Below are 18,461 nucleotides of genomic sequence, written 5' to 3' on the forward strand. Positions count from 1 at the left end.
TATGACAGAGTCCAAGTCCAGATGATCTGGCTAGCGTAGAGTCTTCGGCAGCCGGTCAACGGAGTCGCGCACATACCCTGCGCATTCGAACAAGCCTCTCTGAGGCACTGAGGTCTTCGAGATTCTGCAAGGTATGGCGTCCCAGGCAGGATTTGAACCTGCAACCTTCCCCTTAGGAGGGGGATGCTCTATCCAATTGAGCTACTGAGACCCTGAGGCCGTCGGCGGGCGCCGGCGGCAAGGAAGGCGTGCATGTTAACCAGCGCTCGGCCGTTTGTCATGTAGGAATCAGGCTGCACGAGCGAAGGCTTTGTTTACGCGTGTCGAGAAGGACGCGGCACGCCGATGATGCCTTCCTCTTCCAATACAGCCAGCAGCGCATTGACCGCCCCCTCAAGGGCGCCGGAATTGTCCAGATGCCGCATGCCCCTGGGCAGCGCACCGCTCAGCTCGGCACTGCGCGCCAGGCGCTGCTCCATTTCCTCCGGTAGCTCGCGCCCGCGGCTGAGCAGGCGCTGGCGCAAGACAGCAGGCGCGACGTCCAGGCAGATGGCGAGCAGGTCCGGGTATAGCGTGCGTGCCTGCTCGAGGTGGCCGCGCGAGCCATTGACCAGGACCGAATCACCGGCAGCCAGCCAGTCGTCGATCTGCCTCGGGATGCCATAGCACAGGCCATTGGCCTGCCAGTGCAGGGCAAAATCGCCTTGCGCCTGCATGTGCTCGAAGGTCTGCCGGGACACACCGAACGCCTCCTCTCCCAACGATTCAGGAGAACGGGTGATGGTGCGCCTGACGATCTTTACGCCCTGCTCTTCCAGCACAGGTCGGGCCGCCTGCAACAGCGAATCCTTGCCGGACCCCGATGGGCCTACCAGCAGGATGAGCCGGCCTCGCTCGTCTGGCAGGGGATTCACAGGGGTCATGGCAGGCTCCTCGACGATTGAGCGCACGATATGCGCGGGGTGGACTCAGATGTTCCGACCCCTGTTATCCGCGCTTGAACTCATTCTTTACGGATGAAAATGCGTAACAGGCCTTTCACTTTTCAAACCAGTACACATTTCTGATAATCGGTGCTGGCAAAAAGCCTTTACCCAGCTCACTATTTGTCACAGATTTGACGTCAAGGAACCGACTACCCTCAGGCAATATACGGTCCTTGTCACAGCAGCGGTTGAACATTTTGCCGAAATAACGGTCGTACCTTCACCGTGCGGGCAATCTGCGAACCGCTCCCCCTGAACCAGAAGAACCGGTTAATTTATATGCGCCCATTGAAACAGGCTATCTACTCGAGCCGCACCGCTGACAAATTCGTCGTCCGCTTGCCAGACGGCATGCGTGAGCGTATCGCCGAAGTGTCGCGCAACCATCACCGCAGTATGAATTCCGAAATCATCGCTCGTCTCGAACAGACCCTGATCCAGGAAGGTGCCCTGGGTGAAGAACTGAGCATGCGCATGGACAGCCCTGAGCTGACCCTGCACGAACGCGAGCTGCTGCAACGTTTCCGCCAGCTCTCCCACCGCCAGCAGAATGCGCTGGTGTCACTGATCGCACACGACGCTGAAATGGCTGCCGACGCCTCCTAATCCGGCCAATCGCTCAGCAAAAAGCCAGCTTACGCTGGCTTTTTTGTGGGCTGGACACCGCCGTCAGAGCAGGAACAACGTGGCCAACCCAAGGAAGATGAAGAAACCGCCACTGTCGGTCACGGCAGTGATCATCACACTGGCACCCATGGCCGGATCCCTGCCCATGCGCATCAAGGTCATGGGGATCAGCACCCCCATCAACGCCGCGAGCAGCAAGTTGAGCGTCATGGCACCGGTCATCACCACACCCAGCGACCAACTGCCGTACAGCCAGTAGGCCACCACACCGATCACCCCGCCCCACACCAGACCATTGATCAAGGCGACCGCCAGCTCCTTGCGCATCAAGCGTACAGTGTTGCCAGGGCTCACCTGGTCCAACGCCATGGCGCGCACGATCATGGTGATGGTCTGGTTGCCCGAATTGCCACCGATGCCGGCCACGATGGGCATAAGGGCGGCCAGGGCGACCAGTTTCTCGATGGAGCCTTCGAACAGGCCGATCACCCGCGAGGCCAGGAATGCGGTGATCAGATTGATCGCCAGCCACGCCCAACGGTTGCGCAGCGAACGCCAGACCGAAGCGAAGATGTCTTCCTCTTCGCGCAAACCAGCCATGTTGAGCACTTCGGATTCGCTTTCCTCACGAATCAGGTCGACCATCTCGTCGATGGTCAAACGGCCGATCAGGCGATCGCTCTTATCCACCACCGGTGCCGAGACCAAGTCGTAACGCTCGAAAGCCTGGGCGGCGTCGTAGCCATCTTCCTCGGGACGGAAGCTGACGGGATCGGTCGCCATGACCTCCGCCACTTGCTTCTCCGGGTCGTTGACCAACAGACGCTTGATCGGCAGCACGCCCTTGAGGATGCCGCCGTTGTCGACCACGAACAGTTTGTCGGTGTGGTTGGGCAGTTCCTTGAGGCGGCGCAGGTAGCGCAATACCACTTCCAGGCTGACGTCTTCGCGGATGGTGACCATCTCGAAGTCCATCAGCGCGCCGATCTGCTCCTCGTCGTAGCTCAGCGCGGAGCGCACACGCTCGCGTTGCTGGGCATCGAGGGTTTCCATCAGCTCATGGACGACGTCGCGGGGCAGTTCCGGCGCCAGGTCGGCCAGTTCGTCGGCGTCCATCTCCTTGGCGGCGGCCAGCAGCTCGTGGTCGTCCATGTCGGCGATGAGCGTTTCGCGGACGGCGTCGGAGACTTCGAGGAGGATGTCGCCGTCGCGGTCCGAGCGCACTAGCTGCCAGACCGAAAGACGGTCTTCCAGCGGCAAGGCTTCGAGGATGTAGGCGGTATCGGCGGGGTGCAGGTCGTCGAGTTTGCGTTGCAGTTCGACGAGGTTCTGCCGGTGGACGAGGTTTTCAACCAGGTCGTGGTGCTGACCTTCTTGGCGATGGGTCAGGTCTTCGACGACACGCTGACGCTGCAGCAGCTCGATTACCTGGGCCAGACGGTCCTGCAGGCTGTCTTGGCTTTTCTTTACTTCGATTTCGGTCATAGGCGAACTCCACTCCCAGCAGCGGAGCACGCCGGGGGAATCAATCGGTCAGTTCAGGCTTGAAAAAGCGTAGGGATAAGTAACTACTGGGTAAGTCCATGGTGGTATTCCACAAGCCCCGGCGGGGCTGACGGGCGCAATCATACACTGCCCAAGCGATTGGTTCGCTTAAATTTTTGTCAAGGGTGAACGTTGCCGCGATGTGTCTATGACAACGGGCGTGGCGTTACGTGCGGCTGTGCAATGCCGGGGCGGGCCGATCTTGAGCAGGAGAGGATGGGAAAAGGATTTAGAGGATTCCATGAATCGCAGACAGCAAAAAGCCCGCTTAAAAAGCGGGCTTCTCTGATATGGCGGACCCAAGAGGATTCGAACCTCTGACCGCTCGGTTCGTAGCCGAGTACTCTATCCAGCTGAGCTATGGGTCCGGGATGGTAGTTTTAAACCAGATTACCACTGGCTGATGAAGCTGCCTTGATATGCAAAGCCACTTCAAAAGTGGCGGACCCAAGAGGATTCGAACCTCTGACCGCTCGGTTCGTAGCCGAGTACTCTATCCAGCTGAGCTATGGGTCCGTGACGGTAGTTTTAGACCAGATTACCACTGGCTGATGAAGCTGCCTTGATGTACAAAGCCACTTCAAAAGTGGCGGACCCAAGAGGATTCGAACCTCTGACCGCTCGGTTCGTAGCCGAGTACTCTATCCAGCTGAGCTATGGGTCCGTGTTTTGCAGCGCATTATAGGTCGATTGAAACGTTTGCCAAGTCATTTTTCGTTTAATTTCAACGACTTAACCACTTGAGCGATAACGACCTACATCGCGAAATAATGGCGGTGAGGGGGGGATTCGAACCCCCGATACCCTTGTGAGGTATACTCCCTTAGCAGGGGAGCGCCTTCGGCCACTCGGCCACCTCACCGCAACACGGGGCGTATATTAACCAGACCCCTCCCCGTTTGCAAACCTTTTTTTGAAAAAAACTCGATAAAAATTAAAGGCTTGGTTCTTCGTCCTTCTCTTTCTTGATCCGCAGGTAGATTTCTTCGCGGTGAACGGCCACTTCCTTAGGGGCGCTGACACCAATGCGCACCTGATTGCCTTTGACGCCCAGGACCGTGACGGTGATTTCACCATCGCCAATGATCAGGCTCTCGGCGCACCGACGAGTCAGAATCAACATAACTTACTCCTCAAACAATTCATCAGGGATAACAGTCTAGTGGTGGGGCCATCGACCCCAAGCGACCGCGCTCGCAAGGACAGTAGCGCGCGCAATCGCCAGAAACGCGAAAGGGCGCGGCAAGCCGCGCCCTTCCCTGCAGCGTGTTACTCGCCCTGACGCGCAGGCGCGTCGAGTTCGAACGCGGTGTGCAACGCGCGCACGGCCAGCTCCAGGTACTTCTCTTCGAGCACCACCGAAACCTTGATCTCGGAGGTGGAGATCATCTGGATATTGATGCTCTCCTTGGCCAGCGCTTCGAACATGCGGCTGGCAACGCCTGCATGGGAACGCATGCCGACGCCCACGATAGACACCTTGGCGATCTTGATGTCACCGATGACTTCGCGCGCACCGATCTCGCGAGCCGTATTCTGCAGCACGGCCAGCGCCTGATCGTACTCGTTGCGGTGCACGGTGAAGGTGAAATCGGTGGTGTTATCGTGCGCCACGTTCTGCACGATCATGTCCACTTCGATGTTAGAAGCGCTGATCGGGCCGAGGATCTTGAACGCCACGCCCGGGGTGTCCGGAACGCCGCGAATGGTCAGCTTGGCCTCATCGCGGTTGAAGGCGATACCGGAAATGATCGGCTGTTCCATGGATTCCTCTTCGTCAATGGTGATGAGGGTACCCGGACCCTCCTTGAAGCTGTGCAGCACGCGCAGCGGGACGTTGTACTTGCCGGCGAACTCCACCGAACGGATCTGCAGCACCTTGGAACCGAGGCTGGCCATTTCCAGCATCTCCTCGAAGGTGATCTTCTCCAGGCGCTGGGCTTGCGGCACCACGCGCGGATCGGTGGTGTAGACGCCGTCCACATCGGTGTAGATCTGGCACTCCTCGGCCTTGAGCGCCGCCGCCAGGGCCACGCCCGTGGTGTCCGAGCCGCCGCGGCCGAGGGTGGTGATGTTGCCGTGCTCGTCCACGCCCTGGAAACCGGCGACCACGACGACGCGACCGGCCTGCAGGTCGGCGCGGATCTTCTGATCGTCGATCTGCAGGATGCGCGCCTTGTTGTGCGCGCTGTCGGTGAGGATACGCACCTGGTTGCCGGTGTACGACACCGCCGGCACGCCGCGTTCGAGCAAGGCCATCACCAGTAGAGCGATGGTGACCTGCTCGCCGGTGGACACGATCACGTCCAGCTCGCGCGGATCGGGCTTTTCGCTGATTTGCTTGGCCAGCTCGATCAGGCGATTGGTTTCGCCGCTCATGGCCGACAGCACGACCACCAGGTCATCGCCCGCCTCGCGGAATTTCTTGACCTTGTCGGCAACCTGCTGGATCCGCTCGATGGAACCGACAGAGGTGCCGCCAAATTTCTGTACGATCAACGCCATTTCAAAGGTGCCTCAGCCCCGAGGGGCCCCAGTAAACAATCCATCCTGCCGGCGAGCGGAGCGCCGCCCGACCCGCCTCCCTTGGCGGGCAGGCAGACCGGGCTCAGCGATTCACCGCCCGCGGCATCTCAAAGTCCCTGCTCGGCGAACGGCACGGCCAGGGCCAGGGCTTTGTCCAGGGCGGCGACATCGACGCCACCACCCTGAGCCATGTCCGGACGACCGCCGCCTTTGCCGCCTACCGCCGCGGCGGCTTGCTTCATCAGGTCGCCAGCCTTGAGTTGGCTGGAGAGGTCCTTGGTCACGCCGGCTACCAGCACGACCCGGCCTTCATGCTCGCTGCCCAGCAGGATCACTGCGTGGCCGAGCTTGTTCTTCAACTGGTCGACCAGCGCCAGCAGTGCCTTGCCATCCTGCCCATCCAGGCGGGCGGCGAGCACCTTGGCGCCTTTGACCTCAACGGCCGCGTTGGAGAGATCGTCCCCTGCGGCGCTGGCGGCCTTGGCCTGCAACTGCTCCAGTTGTTTTTCCAGCTGACGGTTGCGCTCGAGCACCGCCGCCAGCTTGTCGATAAGGTTGTCACGGTTGCCCTTGACCAGTTGGGCCACTTCCTTGACCTGCTCTTCAGCAGCGTTCAGGTAGGCCAGGGCTGCAGCGCCCGTGACCGCTTCGATGCGGCGCACGCCGGAGGCCACGCCACCTTCGCTGACGATCTTGAACAGGCTGATGTCGCCAGTGCGCTTGGCATGGATGCCGCCGCACAGCTCCACCGAGAAGTCGCCGCCCATGCTCAGCACGCGTACGGTGTCGCCGTACTTCTCGCCGAACAGCGCCATGGCGCCTTTGCGCTTGGCGGTCTCGATGTCGGTCTCTTCGGTGAGGATCTCGGTGTTGCGGCGGATCTCGCGGTTGACGATGTCTTCCAGCGCCTTGATCTGCTCCGGCTTGACCGCTTCGAAGTGGCTGAAGTCGAAACGCAGGCGCTGGCTGTCGACCAGCGAGCCTTTCTGCTGCACGTGCTCGCCCAGCACCTGGCGCAGCGCTTCGTGCAGCAGGTGGGTGGCCGAATGGTTCAGCGAAGTGGCCTGCTGCACCTGGGCCTCGACCCGCGCCTGGACCTGGGCGCCGCGCTCCAGCGCGCCGCTGGCCATCACGCCGTGGTGCAGGAAGGCGCCGCCGGTCTTGGTGGTGTCTTGCACTTCGAAGCGCGCGCCGTCGACTTCGATCACGCCGACGTCGCCGATCTGCCCGCCCGACTCGCCGTAGAACGGCGTGCGGTCGAGGATGACCACACCCTCGTGCCCTTCGGCCAGGTGCTCGACCGCCATGCCGTCGCGGTACAGGGCCACGACCCTGGCGTCGCCTTCGGTGGCGCCGTAGCCAAGGAACTCGGTGGGCGTGTCGACCTTGACCAGGCTGTTGTAGTCCATGCCGAAGGCGCTGGCCGAACGGGCACGCTCGCGCTGGGCGTTCATTTCGCGCTCGAAGCCGGCTTCGTCGATGGTCAGCTCGCGCTCGCGGGCGATGTCGGCGGTCAGGTCCATGGGGAAGCCGTAGGTGTCATACAGCTTGAACACCACGTCGCCCGGCACGACCTTGCCGTCGAGCTGCGCCAGATCCTGTTCGAGGATGCGCAGGCCTTGCTCCAGGGTTTTGGCGAACTGCTCTTCCTCGGCCTTGAGCACGCGCTCGATGTGCGCCTGCTGGCTCTTCAGCTCGGGGAAGGCCTCGCCCATCTCGGCCACCAGGGCCGAGACGATCTGGTAGAAGAAACTGCCCTTGGCGCCCAGCTTGTTGCCGTGGCGGCAGGCCCGACGCACGATGCGGCGCAGCACGTAGCCGCGGCCTTCGTTGGACGGCAGCACGCCGTCGGCAATGAGGAAGCCGCAGGAACGGATGTGGTCGGCCACTACCTTGAGCGAGGCCTGGGCCTCGTTGCTGCAGCCGATGGCCTTGGCCGAGGCGTCGAGCAGGCTCTGGAACAAGTCGATCTCGTAGTTCGAGTGCACGTGCTGCAGCACGGCGCTGATCCGCTCCAGGCCCATGCCGGTGTCCACCGACGGTGCCGGCAACGGGTGCAGCACGCCGTCGGCGGTGCGGTTGAACTGCATGAAGACGTTGTTCCAGATCTCGATGTAGCGGTCGCCGTCTTCTTCCGGCGAGCCGGGTGGACCGCCCCAGATGTCGGCGCCGTGGTCGTAGAAGATCTCGGTGCACGGACCGCACGGGCCGGTGTCGCCCATGGTCCAGAAGTTGTCGGAGGCGTAGGGCGCGCCCTTGTTGTCGCCGATGCGCACCATGCGCTCGGCCGGCACGCCGACTTCCTTGGTCCAGATGTCGTAGGCTTCGTCGTCGGTGGCGTAGACGGTGACCCAGAGTTTGTCCTTGGGCAGGTTCAGCCACTGCGGCGAGGTCAGGAAGGTCCAGGCGAAGGTGATGGCGTCGCGCTTGAAATAGTCACCGAAGCTGAAGTTGCCGAGCATCTCGAAGAAGGTGTGGTGGCGCGCGGTGTAACCGACGTTCTCCAGGTCGTTGTGCTTGCCGCCGGCACGCACGCATTTCTGGCTGCTGGTGGCACGGGTATAGGCGCGCTTTTCCTGGCCGAGGAAGCAATCCTTGAACTGGTTCATGCCAGCGTTGGTGAACAGCAAGGTGGGGTCATTGCCCGGGATCAACGAGCTGGAGGCGACTCGGGTGTGGCCCTGCTCTTCGAAGAAGCGAAGGAAGGCTTCACGGATTTCTGCGCTTTTCATAGGTTCTTCCACGGAAACGGCGGCCCACTTGGGGGCAAACGCGTCGACGAAACGACGGCAAAGGGCCGCATTATATCGGTCCTGCAAGCTCGGTGCAGTGTGTTTTATGCGTTAGAAAGCGTCGCAGACACGGCTTTTGAAGTGGATGCGGACAAAAACGACTGGCCCGGATGCTAAATGCAGCTTCTCGCCACTGGCAAGCCCATTGACGACGCAGCTTGTGGGAAAAGGAAGCAGCAAGCCCGTTAAAAGGTTTTCATCCACCTTGGGAGTCCACTTGGACCTGCGCTTCGCCACACACGGCGGCCGACGCCCTATTCGAGCCCCTCCCCCGCCTCCGGCACGATCAGCAAACCGGCGCGCAGGCCGTTCTTCACGTGGGGGTTGGGAAAGATGATGCGCGCGCCCTGCTCCACCACCACCCAGCGCGTCTGCGCCAGGTCTTCGGCCAGCAGGTAGCCGGGCGCAAGCTCGGCGAAGTTCTCGATGTCGTCGGGCAAGTGCAGGCGGAAATGCTCGCTGTGCTTGATGATCTCGCGGGCCACGCCGAACAGTTGCAAGCCTTGCAACTCAGCGTCCAACGGCGGTTCGCAGCCCTCTATGAGCTGCCACAGCCGCTGGCGCAGGCGATCGAGGTTGACCTGGCCGTTGTGCCCGAAAGGCCTGACCTTGCCCAGTTCCAGGGTGAAGGCTTCGGCCTCGAGCTGCTCGTAGGTGAAGGCGCTGAAGGTGGTCGACGGCTTGCGCTGCAACAGCACCGCCTGCACCCCGGCGGCCTCCAGCCGGGCCAGCTCGCGGCGCGAATGCCGGCGCTCCGCCTTGAAGGGGTACAAGGCGAACTGCTCGATCTTCGAGCCGCGGATGGCCGTGTGCAGGTCGTAATGCAGGCGGGTCCGCCCCGGCAGGCTGAAGAACACCCGGGCGAACTGCTCCAGCTCCGCCGCGCGCAGGGCCTCGGCCCCGCTGGCGGCGGCATGCCGACCGTTGAACAGGCGGTTGATGTCCTGCTCCAGATAGCGCTCGCCGCGACGGATCGCCGGTGGATTGCCGAACAGGAACAGCACCCTGGCGCGCGGCTTGAGGGTGCCGCCGGCGATGCCGGCGATCAGCGCGTCGAGCAGTTCGATGGGCGCCGTTTCGTTGCCGTGGATACCTGCCGACAGCAGCAGGTCCAGGCCATTGTCCAGGGCCTCGGGAGGACGCACTTCGAGCGCGCCTTCGCCGAGCCAACGCAGGCGCACGCCCTCGACGGTCACTTGGGTCTTGTCGGCCGGTTCGCGCCCGGCCAAGGTCAGTTCAAGCAATTTACCGAGCGAGAGCATGGCGCGTGTCCTTCAGTGGTGGTGGCCGCAGTCGGGGCCGTGCACGTGGTCGTCGTCTTCGTCGAGCTCGGCGGCTTCCATTTCCAGTTGCAGGCTGACCAGGTTGGTGGCCATCGGGCGCAGCAACAGGTTGGCGTATTCGCTGTCGCCCTCGGCGACGTCGACGCCGATCAGCAACTGGCCGCGGCCATCCTGCTGAATCCACACTTCCTTGCCCTGCCAGAGCACGGCGAAGCGGGTGCAGGAGGTTTGCAGTTGGGTGCCGTCGTCATCTTCCAGCAACAGGCTCAAGGCTTCGGACATTACAGGTTCTCTCTTTCAGGGTTGGCGTTGGAACGGATAGACCGCGCCCAACTTTAGAATCCGGGTCAGCTCGTCGAGCGCGGTGCGCGACTCGTCGAGCAGTTGCGGGTCGGCCAGATCCGCGTCGGTCAGGCGGTCACGATAATGCCGCTCGACCCATTGCAACAACGTGGCATGCAGTCCGTCGTCGAGAAGCACACCAGGGTTCACCGCCGCCAGCTCGGTCGCGTTCAACGCCACACGCAGCCGTAGGCAGGCTGGGCCGCCGCCGTTCTGCATGCTCTGTTTGAGGTCGAAGGCCTTGACCTCGCGTATCGGCCCGCCCTGGGCGGTCAGTTCTTGCAGGTAGGTCCACACGCGCGGGTGGTTGCGGCACTCTTCGGGCACCACCAGCAGCATCGAACCGTCGGCACGGCTGAGCAGCTGGCTGTTGAACAGGTAGGAACGCACTGCGTCGTCCACCGACACCTGCGCGCGCGGCACGCCGATGGCCTGCAAGCGCCCGCCCCTGGCGGCGAGCTTGGCGCGCAATTCGTCCAGCACGGCATCGCTGTCGAGGAAGGCGTCCTGGTGGTGGAACAGCACCTCGCCATTGCCCACCGCGATCACATCGTTGTGGAACACGCCCTGGTCGATCACCGCCGGGTTCTGCTGGGCGAAGACCACGCCATCGGCGCTCAGGCCGTGCAACCGGGCTACAGCCTGGGAGGCTTCGAGGGTCTGCCGCGCCGGGAACTTGGTCGGCGCCGGCAAACGGTTGTCGAAGGCGCTGCGGCCATAGACGAAGAACTCCACCCCGGCCCCGCCGTGGTCGCGGCACAGCCGCGTATGGTTGGCCGCGCCCTCGTCGCCGAACTGCATCACCGCCGGCAGCGCCGGGTGGTGGGCGAAATGGCGCGGGTCGTCGAACATGGCCTGCAATACGCGGCTGGTGGTGGGGTGCTCGATGCTGCGGTGGTACTTGCAATTGAGGTTGGCGGCGGTGAAGTGCACGCGGCCGTCGGCGGTGTCGGCGCTGGGGCTGACGGTCGCGGCATTGGCCACCCACATGCTCGAGGCCGAACAACTGGCGACCAGCAACGGCATGGCCTCACGGGCGGCCTGGCGAATCACCTCGGCGTCGCTGCCGGTGAAGCCCAGGCGGCGCAGACCGGCCACGTCCGGCCGCTCCTGCGGCGCCAGCACGCCTTGCTGGAAGCCCAGGTCGGCCAGGGCTTTCATCTTCGCCAGGCCTTGACGCGCCGCCTCGCGAGGGTTGGAGCCCTGCTGGCCGTTGCTTTGCGAAGCAACGTTGCCGTACGACAGCCCGCCATAGTTGTGGGTCGGGCCGACCAGCCCGTCGAAATTGACTTCGAACGCATTCATGACAGGGCTCCAGGTCGATGGCTCATAGGCTGACGCCCGGCGTCAGGGTGCTCGGCAGGGCCAGGCTGGCGGTCTCCAGGGAGGCCACCGGGTAGGCGCAGTAGTCGGCCGCATAGTAGGCGCTGGCGCGGTGGTTGCCACTGGCGCCCACCCCGCCGAACGGCGCGCTGCTGGCGGCGCCGGTCAGCGGCTTGTTCCAGTTGACGATACCGGCGCGGCTGTGCAGCCAGAACTGCTCGTAGCGCGCCCGGGAATCGGACAGCAAGCCTGCGGCCAGGCCATAGCGGGTGGCGTTGGCCTGGGCCATGGCCTGCTCGAAACCGTCGTAGCGGATCACCTGCAGCAAAGGCCCGAACAGCTCCTGGTCGGGCGCAGCGGGCAAGGCCGTGACATCGACGATGCCCGGCGTGAGCAAGGCGGCGCCCGGCTGCGGCTGGGTCATGCCGAGCAGCGACACGCCACCGCTGGCCAACAGGTGCGCCTGCGCGGCCAGCAGCGCCTCGGCCGCCGCCAGGGAAATCACTGCCCCCATGAAGGGCGCGGGCTGCGCGTCGAAGCGGCCCACCCGCAATGTGCGGCTGACCTCGACCAGGCGCGCGAGCAGGCCATCGCCCCAGGCGCCTCGGGGCACCAGGAGGCGCCGCGCGCAGGTGCAGCGTTGGCCGGCCGACAGGAACGCCGACTGCACGATGGTGTAGACCGCCGCATCGACATCGGCCACTTCTTCCGCCACGAGCGGATTGTTGCCGCCCATTTCCAGCGCCAGGATCTTCTCGGGCCGACCGGCGAACTGCTGGTGCAGCGCCGCTCCGGTGCCGCTGGAGCCGGTGAACAGCAAGCCGTCGATGCCTTCGTTGGCCGCCAGGGCCACGCCCGTGTCGCGTGCGCCTTGCAGCAGGTTGAGCACGCCGGCCGGTAGGCCGGCGGCGATCCAGCAGCGCAGCGTCAGTTCGGCCACCTTGGGCGTCTGCTCGCTGGGCTTGAACACCACGCAGTTGCCGGCCAGCAGCGCCGGCACGATGTGCCCGTTGGGTAGGTGGCCGGGGAAGTTGTATGGCCCGAACACCGCCAGCACGCCATGGGGCTTGTGCCGCAAGGCGGCGGTCGCGTCGCCCAGCGGGCCGCTCTTCTCGCCAGTGCGTTCTTGGTGGCTCTGCAGCGAGATGGCCACCTTGTTGATCATGCTGGTGACTTCGGTAGCCGCTTCCCACAAGGGTTTGCCGGTTTCCTCGCCGATGCAGTGGGCCAAGGCGTCGGCATTGGCCTTGAGCTGCGCGGCGAAGGCTTCCAGCACCTGGATGCGCGCTGCCAGCCCTTGCCCGGCCCAACCGGCGAAGGCGCGCCGCGCGGCCTGTACGGCGGCCTCGACCTGCTCAGGCGTAGCCGCCTGGCCTTGCCACAACACGGCCTGGGTCACCGGGTCGAGCGACTGCATCGGCGTACCCTGCCCGGCGTGCCACTGCCCGTCGATGTAGTGCGTGCTCATGCGCGCACCTCCCGCACGGCCGACAGCGGCACCGCACGTACGTTGTCGCCCGCGCTCAGGCGCAGGCGCTTGGCGGTCAACGGATCGACCACCAGGGTGCCCGCCGCCAAGCGCGCCGGGGCGGCGGTGATGCGGCAGTCTTCGCGCTTGCGGTTGTGGATCAGGTAGGGCGTGGCGTCGTCGCCCGGCGTGCCGACCGCCAGCACCAGCGTCTGGCTGTCGCGCACGGCGCGGATGCGCGCGGTCTCGCACTCGACCGCAGGCCCGGCATCGAAGATGTCGACGTAGCCTTGGTAGGTGAAGCCCTCGCGTTCGAGCATGGCAAGGGCCGGCTCGGTGTCCTCGTGCACCCGGCCGATCACAGCCCGCGCCGCTTCCGAGAGGAAGCAGGTGTAGAGCGGAAACTTGGGCATCAGCTCGGCGATGAACGCGCGGTTGCCCACGCCGGTCAGGTAGTCGGCCTGGCTGAACTCCATCTTGAAGAAGTGCCGACCCAGGCTTTCCCAGAACGGCGAGCGCCCGGCCGCATCGGACATGCCGCGCATCTCGGCGATCACCTTCTTGCCAAACAGCTCGGCGAACTCGGCAATGAACAGCAAGCGCGCCTTGGACAACAGACCACCGCCGACGCCGTTGCGCTGGTCGGCGCGCAGGAACAGCGAGCACAGTTCGGCGTTGCCGGTGAGGTCGTTGGCCAGGAACAGGGTCGGGATCTCGCGGTAGATCTTCAACTCTTGCGAGGCGCTGACCGTCAGGCCCACGCGGTAGTTGTACCAGGGCCGGCGCAGGCCGACGGCGCCGGCGATGGCGGAGATGCCGACGACCACGCCGTCGTCGTTCTCCAGCACGAACAGGTAGTCGGTGTCGCCGCGCTCGGCCTCGCCGCGAAAGCTCTTCTCGGCCCAGGTCACCCGCTGCGCCAGACGCTCTTCGTTGGCCGGCAAGGTGGTCAGGCCGATGTTGCCGGTGCTGCGGGCCAGCTCGATCAGCGCGGGTAAGTCGCTGCTGCGTACGGGACGGACGATCATGCTTTCTCCTTGGGCGGTGGCCTGCGCCTGCCGCGAAACTCACTGTGTCCGGGTCGCGCCCGGCGCCTGGCAATCGGACGGCGGGGTTAGACGGCGACCAGGCGCACGTGGTCGTCCTCGCCCACGCCCAGGGCATCGGCGGCTGCCAGGCTCAGCGCCACCGGCTGGCCCGGCGCCCAGTCCAGCTCCAGCACCACCGCACGGAAATCCTGCAACTGGCCGTTGCACACCAGGTAGGCGCGGGTGCCAGGCGGCGCGGTGGGCGCGATGGCCACCGCCGCCACCCGGCTCTGGGCGATCGAGCGGATGCCCGAGGTGCGCGCATGCAAGGTTGGGCCGCCGTCGAAGATGTCGATGTAGTGCTCGGTCTCGAAGCCTTCGCGCATGAGGATGTCGAAGGTGATCTGCGCCCGCGGGTGCACCTGGCCCATGGCCTCCTGGGCACGGTCGGGCAGCAGCGGCACATAGATCGGGTAGTTGGGCATCAGCTCGGCGAGGAAGGTGCGGCTCTTGAGCCCACACAGGCGTTCGGCCTCGGCGTAGTTGATGGCAAAGAAGTTGCGACCGATCGAATCCCAGAACGGCGAGTCGCCCTGCTCGTCGCTATGGCCGACGATTTCGGTCACCACCGATTCGGCGAAACGCTCGGGGTGCGAGGCCATGAACAGCAGGCGACCGCGCGAGTTGAGTTCGGCCCAGGCGCTGCCGCTCAATTCGGGCTGCACGTAGAAGCTGCTGAGCAGGCTGTTGCCGGTCAGGTCGTGGCACAGCGACAGCACGTGGATCTTGTTGTGGATCTTCAGCTCGCGCGAGGCGTGCACGAAGGTTTCGTTGCGAAAGCTGTAGAACGGCTCGGAGTACCCCGCCGAGGCGACGATGGCCGAGCAGCCGGCCAACTGGCCGGTGCTGCTGTCTTCGAGCACGAAGAAGTAGCGCTCCTCGCCATTGAAGCTGACTTCGGCGGCGAACGAGGCTTGGGAGGCGGCGATCTTGTCGCCCAGGCGCCCGGCATCGTCGGGCAGCGAGGTGACACCGATGGGGCTGTCGGCAGCCATGCGCTGCACTTCGTTCAGATCAGCCATCTGCGCAGGGCGCATTACCAGCATGGTGTCACTCCTTCGAGGGCAACGTGCCGCTCGCGGCGGCACGGGGGAAAAACGGCCGCGCCGCCCTGGGGGCGCACGCAGCCGCTGGAACGATCGGGGTCGCGCGGGCGTGGCCCGGCGCGACCGGTGTGTGGCGGATCAGGCTTGGGTCAGGCGCGCCACGGCACGCTCGAAGCGGTCCAGGCCTTCGTCGATGTCGGCGTGCTCGATCACCAGGCTCGGGGCGAAGCGGACCACGTCGGGGCCGGCCTGCAGCACCATCACACCGTCCTGTTCGGCGGCGTTGAGCACGTCCTTGGCCTTGCCGGCCCAGGCCTCGCTGAGCACGCAACCGATCAGCAGGCCCACGCCGCGCACTTTGCTGAACAGGCCGTACTGCTCGCCGATCCGCTCCAGACGCGATTTGAAGCGCTCGTGGCGCTCGCGGATGCCGGCCAGGGTCTCGGGCGTGTTGACCACGTCGAGCACCGCGCAGGCCACTGCGCAACCGAGCGGATTGCCACCATACGTGGTGCCATGGGTGCCAGGGGCGAAGTGGCTGGCCAGCTCGGTGGTGGTGAGCATGGCGCCGATAGGGAAGCCGCCGCCCAGGCTCTTGGCGCTGGTGAGGATGTCGGGGGTGACGCCGAAGTGCTGGTAGGCGTACAGCGAGCCGCTGCGGCCGACGCCGGTCTGCACTTCGTCGAAGACCAGCAAGGCGTTGTGCTGGTCGCACAGGGCACGGGCGCCTTCGAGGTAAGCCTGGTCGGCCGGCACCACGCCGCTCTCGCCCTGGATCGGCTCGATCACCACGGCGCAGGTCTTGTCGGAAATCTGCGCCTTGAGCGCGTCCAGGTCGTTGTAGGCGACATGGCTGATGCCGGTGATCTTCGGCCCGAAACCGTCGGAGTACTTGGGCTGGCCACCGACGCTGACGGTGAACAGGGTACGACCGTGGAAGCTGTTCACGGTGGCGATGATCTCGTGCTTGTCGGGGCCGAAACGGTCATGGGCCACACGGCGGGCCAGCTTGAACGCCGCTTCGTTGGCTTCGGCGCCGGAGTTGCAGAAGAACGCCCGGTCGGCGAAGGTCGCCTCGACCAGCTTGTGCGCCAGGCGCAGCGCCGGCTCGTTGGTGAAGACGTTGGACACGTGCCAGAGCTGGTTGGCCTGCTCGGTCAAGGCCTGGACCAGCGCCGGGTGGCAGTGCCCCAGGGCGTTGACCGCGATGCCGCCGGCGAAGTCGATCAGCTCGCGACCGGACTGGTCCCACACGCGGGAACCGAGGCCTCGCACCGGAATGAACGCCGCCGGCGCGTAGTTGGGGACCATCACCTGGTCGAAATCGGCACGTTGCACCGGAGCTTGCTCAACGGACATCGGAGTCTCCTGGGGAGGAACGCTTGCCGGGGGCGGCGAGCGTTTGGGGATTGTAAGGACTGGGCGTCGCCCGACCTTGCGGCCAGGCGACAACTTGTTACAGCGCCTCACCGAGGTAGGCCCGGGCTGTCGGCGATGCGACACGAACGGTCACATTTGCGCAGTGTAACGGCCTGTTGCGGTTCCGTGAACGCTCTTGTGGGAGTGGGCGGTTCGGCGTGCCTACAGCCCTTTCTCCACCGGCGCGGAGCTGAGTTCGAAGGGGCTGTTGTTGCGCCGCTGGTTGCGGTCTTCGCGCGGGGTGGCGCCGAAGAAGTTGCGGTAGGCGCTGGAGAAGTGCGGCCCGGACGAGAACCCGCACGACAGGCCGATCTGGATGATCGACTTGCTGGTCTGCATGAGCATCTGCCGCGCCTTGTTCAAGCGCAGTTCGAGGTAGTACTGGCTCGGCACGCGGCTCAGGTACTGCTTGAAGATGCGCTCGAGCTGGCGCCGCGACACGCACACGTGCTGGGCGATCTCGTCGGTGGTCAGCGGCTCTTCGATGTTGGCCTCCATCAACAGCACCGCCTGGGTCAGCTTGGGGTGGCTGGAACCCAGGCGGTTCTGCAACGGAATGCGCTGGCGCTCGCCGCCCTCGCGGATGCGCTCCACCACCAGTTCCTCGGACACGGCACCCGCCAGCTCCGCACCGTGGTCGCGGGCCAGCATCGCCAGCAGCAGGTCCACCACGGCCATGCCACCACAAGCGGTCAGGCGGTCGCGGTCCCAGTCGAACAGATGGCTGGTGGCGATCGCCTTGGGGAAGCGCTCGGCGAAATCGTCCTGCCAGCGCCAGTGCACCGCCGCGCGGTAACCGTCGAGCAGGCCCAGCATCGCCAGCGGATACACCCCTGCCGACAGCCCGCCCAGCGTGCAACCTGCGCGGGCCAGTTGCTTGAGCGCGCTGGACACCGCAGCGGTGATGGCCTGGGGCGGCTCATCGGCCAGCAGGAACAGCTTGTCGCACCCCTCCAGGCGTGCGCCCCAAGGCTCGCCGGGCAGACGCCAGGCTTGCTCGGGCGTCGCCTCGGCCTGCACGAACGACAGCTCGTAGCTCACCTCCGGATGCACCCGCTGTGCGACCTGCAGCACCTCTTCGGCCAGGGCCAAGGTCAGGGGCCGGGTGCTGGGCCAGATGAGAAAACCGATACGCTGGGTGGTCATAGGGTGCGGTCCGAAACCTGAAGTCGGTCGAGTCTGAGGCGCCAAGGGTAGCCCAAAGGCGCTGCGCAGGATGCCCTATTCTGGTGCAAATCCGTAGCCCTTACTTCAAGCTGCCGGAGAGGAACTGCTTGAGCCGCTCCGACTGCGGATTGGCCAGCACCTCACGCGGGTGGCCGGTTTCCTCCACCAGGCCCTTGTGCAGGAACAGCAGCTGGTTGGACACCTCGCGGGCAAAGCCCATTTCGTGGGTCACCACGACCATGGTGCGGCCTTCCTGGGCCAGGCCCTGCATGACCTTGAGCACATCGCCCACCAGCTCCGGGTCGAGCGCCGAGGTGGGCTCGTCGAACAGCATCACTTCAGGCTCCACCGCCAGGGCGCGAGCGATGGCCACGCGCTGCTGCTCGCCACCGGACATGTGCCCGGGAAAGGCGTCCTTGCGGTGCGAGACGCCGACCTTGGCCAAGTAGTACTCGGCCTTTTCCAGCGCTTCCTTCTTGTTCACGCCCAGCACGTGCACCGGCGCCTCGATGACGTTCTCGAGCGCGGTCATGTGCGCCCACAGGTTGAAGTGCTGGAACACCATCGACAGCCGCGAACGCAGACGCTGCAGTTGCTTGGCGTCGGCGGCGCGCAGCGCGCCGTCCTTGCCCGGCACCAGCTTGAGCGCTTCGTCGTTGAGCAGGATCTGCCCGGCGTGGGGCTGCTCGAGCAGGTTGATGCAGCGCAGGAAGGTGGATTTGCCCGACCCGCTGGAGCCGATGATGCTGATCACGTCGCCCGCCTTGGCGGCCAGGGACACGCCTTTGAGCACTTCATGGCTGCCATAGCGCTTGTGCAGGTCTTGGACTTGAAGTTTGTACATGCTGT

15 protein-coding genes and 5 tRNA genes are annotated in these 18,461 nt (G+C 64.7%); 1 reads left to right on the top strand and 19 read right to left on the bottom strand.

Features of this window, described 5'->3' with window-relative positions; genetic code table 11:
- Positions 1 to 134: 134 nt before the first annotated feature.
- Both B4M43_RS03935 and phnN read right to left on the bottom strand, forming a co-directional pair.
- Positions 135 to 211 (bottom strand) — tRNA-Arg (locus B4M43_RS03935).
- A gap of 103 nt (positions 212 to 314) precedes the next feature.
- Positions 315 to 923: a phosphonate metabolism protein/1,5-bisphosphokinase (PRPP-forming) PhnN gene (phnN, locus tag B4M43_RS03940; protein WP_296264399.1), complete on the bottom strand. Its 609-nt coding sequence runs from the start codon at positions 921 to 923 to the stop codon at positions 315 to 317.
- A gap of 342 nt (positions 924 to 1,265) precedes the next feature.
- Between phnN and B4M43_RS03945 the strand changes: the two genes are divergently transcribed.
- Positions 1,266 to 1,592, top strand: a complete 327-nt coding sequence (locus tag B4M43_RS03945) for an Arc family DNA-binding protein (protein WP_296264402.1) — start codon at positions 1,266 to 1,268, stop codon at positions 1,590 to 1,592.
- 63 nt (positions 1,593 to 1,655) lie between these two features.
- Here B4M43_RS03945 and mgtE read toward each other — a convergent pair whose 3' ends face one another.
- The 17 genes from mgtE to B4M43_RS04030 form a co-directional block, all read right to left on the bottom strand.
- Positions 1,656 to 3,098, bottom strand: a complete 1,443-nt coding sequence (mgtE, locus tag B4M43_RS03950; protein ID WP_296264403.1) for a magnesium transporter — start codon at positions 3,096 to 3,098, stop codon at positions 1,656 to 1,658.
- A gap of 351 nt (positions 3,099 to 3,449) precedes the next feature.
- Positions 3,450 to 3,526 (bottom strand) — tRNA-Arg (locus B4M43_RS03955).
- A 71-nt stretch (positions 3,527 to 3,597) separates the two neighbouring features.
- Positions 3,598 to 3,674, bottom strand: a tRNA-Arg gene (locus B4M43_RS03960).
- 71 nt (positions 3,675 to 3,745) lie between these two features.
- Positions 3,746 to 3,822: transfer RNA gene (locus B4M43_RS03965), tRNA-Arg, on the bottom strand.
- Between the two features lie 107 nt (positions 3,823 to 3,929).
- A tRNA-Ser gene (locus tag B4M43_RS03970) sits at positions 3,930 to 4,020 on the bottom strand.
- 72 nt (positions 4,021 to 4,092) lie between these two features.
- The gene (csrA, locus tag B4M43_RS03975) at positions 4,093 to 4,281 is read right to left on the bottom strand and encodes a carbon storage regulator CsrA (protein WP_003254503.1); all 189 of its coding nucleotides are present in this window, start codon (positions 4,279 to 4,281) and stop codon (positions 4,093 to 4,095) included.
- Positions 4,282 to 4,427: 146 nt separating this feature from the next.
- A complete protein-coding gene (locus B4M43_RS03980; RefSeq protein WP_296264404.1) occupies positions 4,428 to 5,663 on the bottom strand; it encodes an aspartate kinase in 1,236 nt (411 codons plus the stop codon).
- Positions 5,664 to 5,791: 128 nt separating this feature from the next.
- Entirely contained in the window at positions 5,792 to 8,416 is a 2,625-nt protein-coding gene (gene alaS, locus B4M43_RS03985) for an alanine--tRNA ligase (RefSeq protein WP_296264406.1), read from the bottom strand.
- 314 nt (positions 8,417 to 8,730) lie between these two features.
- Entirely contained in the window at positions 8,731 to 9,738 is a 1,008-nt protein-coding gene (astE, locus tag B4M43_RS03990; protein WP_296264409.1) for a succinylglutamate desuccinylase, read from the bottom strand.
- A gap of 12 nt (positions 9,739 to 9,750) precedes the next feature.
- Complete coding sequence (locus tag B4M43_RS03995) at positions 9,751 to 10,041, bottom strand: topoisomerase II (RefSeq protein ID WP_296264411.1); 291 nt, start codon at positions 10,039 to 10,041, stop codon at positions 9,751 to 9,753.
- A 15-nt stretch (positions 10,042 to 10,056) separates the two neighbouring features.
- Complete coding sequence (astB, locus tag B4M43_RS04000) at positions 10,057 to 11,406, bottom strand: N-succinylarginine dihydrolase (protein ID WP_296264413.1); 1,350 nt, start codon at positions 11,404 to 11,406, stop codon at positions 10,057 to 10,059.
- 22 nt (positions 11,407 to 11,428) lie between these two features.
- Positions 11,429 to 12,892 (bottom strand): succinylglutamate-semialdehyde dehydrogenase, encoded by a 1,464-nt coding sequence (gene astD, locus B4M43_RS04005; RefSeq protein WP_296264415.1) that lies wholly within the window; start codon positions 12,890 to 12,892, stop codon positions 11,429 to 11,431.
- A complete protein-coding gene (astA, locus tag B4M43_RS04010; protein WP_296264417.1) occupies positions 12,889 to 13,920 on the bottom strand; it encodes an arginine N-succinyltransferase in 1,032 nt (343 codons plus the stop codon). The genes astD and astA overlap by 4 nt, the downstream gene beginning before the upstream one ends.
- 86 nt (positions 13,921 to 14,006) lie before the next feature.
- Positions 14,007 to 15,026, bottom strand: coding sequence for an arginine/ornithine succinyltransferase subunit alpha (gene aruF, locus B4M43_RS04015; protein WP_296264419.1), 1,020 nt, complete (start codon positions 15,024 to 15,026; stop codon positions 14,007 to 14,009).
- 138 nt (positions 15,027 to 15,164) lie between these two features.
- The gene (locus B4M43_RS04020) at positions 15,165 to 16,385 is read right to left on the bottom strand and encodes an aspartate aminotransferase family protein (protein WP_296264421.1); all 1,221 of its coding nucleotides are present in this window, start codon (positions 16,383 to 16,385) and stop codon (positions 15,165 to 15,167) included.
- A gap of 222 nt (positions 16,386 to 16,607) precedes the next feature.
- On the bottom strand, positions 16,608 to 17,591 hold the full coding sequence (locus tag B4M43_RS04025; RefSeq protein ID WP_296264423.1) for a GlxA family transcriptional regulator: 984 nt from the start codon (positions 17,589 to 17,591) through the stop codon (positions 16,608 to 16,610).
- Between the two features lie 100 nt (positions 17,592 to 17,691).
- Positions 17,692 to 18,456, bottom strand: a complete 765-nt coding sequence (locus tag B4M43_RS04030) for an ABC transporter ATP-binding protein (RefSeq protein WP_296264424.1) — start codon at positions 18,454 to 18,456, stop codon at positions 17,692 to 17,694.
- Between the last annotated feature and the right edge of the window lie 5 nt (positions 18,457 to 18,461).

The sequence above is a fragment of the Pseudomonas sp. UBA6562 genome (genome assembly GCF_002434265.1).
Taxonomy (GTDB): Bacteria; Pseudomonadota; Gammaproteobacteria; order Pseudomonadales; family Pseudomonadaceae; genus Aquipseudomonas.

Excerpts from the sequence above, each read along its gene's own strand:
- phnN (WP_296264399.1), bottom strand. The coding sequence starts at position 923 with ATGACCCCTGTGAATCCCCTGCCAGACGAGCGAGGCCGGCTCATCCTG.
- B4M43_RS03945 (WP_296264402.1), top strand. The coding sequence starts at position 1,266 with ATGCGCCCATTGAAACAGGCTATCTACTCGAGCCGCACCGCTGACAAA.
- mgtE (WP_296264403.1), bottom strand. The coding sequence starts at position 3,098 with ATGACCGAAATCGAAGTAAAGAAAAGCCAAGACAGCCTGCAGGACCGT.
- csrA (WP_003254503.1), bottom strand. The coding sequence starts at position 4,281 with ATGTTGATTCTGACTCGTCGGTGCGCCGAGAGCCTGATCATTGGCGAT.
- B4M43_RS03980 (WP_296264404.1), bottom strand. The coding sequence starts at position 5,663 with ATGGCGTTGATCGTACAGAAATTTGGCGGCACCTCTGTCGGTTCCATC.
- alaS (WP_296264406.1), bottom strand. The coding sequence starts at position 8,416 with ATGAAAAGCGCAGAAATCCGTGAAGCCTTCCTTCGCTTCTTCGAAGAG.
- astE (WP_296264409.1), bottom strand. The coding sequence starts at position 9,738 with ATGCTCTCGCTCGGTAAATTGCTTGAACTGACCTTGGCCGGGCGCGAA.
- B4M43_RS03995 (WP_296264411.1), bottom strand. The coding sequence starts at position 10,041 with ATGTCCGAAGCCTTGAGCCTGTTGCTGGAAGATGACGACGGCACCCAA.
- astB (WP_296264413.1), bottom strand. The coding sequence starts at position 11,406 with ATGAATGCGTTCGAAGTCAATTTCGACGGGCTGGTCGGCCCGACCCAC.
- astD (WP_296264415.1), bottom strand. The coding sequence starts at position 12,892 with ATGAGCACGCACTACATCGACGGGCAGTGGCACGCCGGGCAGGGTACG.
- astA (WP_296264417.1), bottom strand. The coding sequence starts at position 13,920 with ATGATCGTCCGTCCCGTACGCAGCAGCGACTTACCCGCGCTGATCGAG.
- aruF (WP_296264419.1), bottom strand. The coding sequence starts at position 15,026 with ATGCTGGTAATGCGCCCTGCGCAGATGGCTGATCTGAACGAAGTGCAG.
- B4M43_RS04020 (WP_296264421.1), bottom strand. The coding sequence starts at position 16,385 with ATGTCCGTTGAGCAAGCTCCGGTGCAACGTGCCGATTTCGACCAGGTG.
- B4M43_RS04025 (WP_296264423.1), bottom strand. The coding sequence starts at position 17,591 with ATGACCACCCAGCGTATCGGTTTTCTCATCTGGCCCAGCACCCGGCCC.
- B4M43_RS04030 (WP_296264424.1), bottom strand. The coding sequence starts at position 18,456 with ATGTACAAACTTCAAGTCCAAGACCTGCACAAGCGCTATGGCAGCCAT.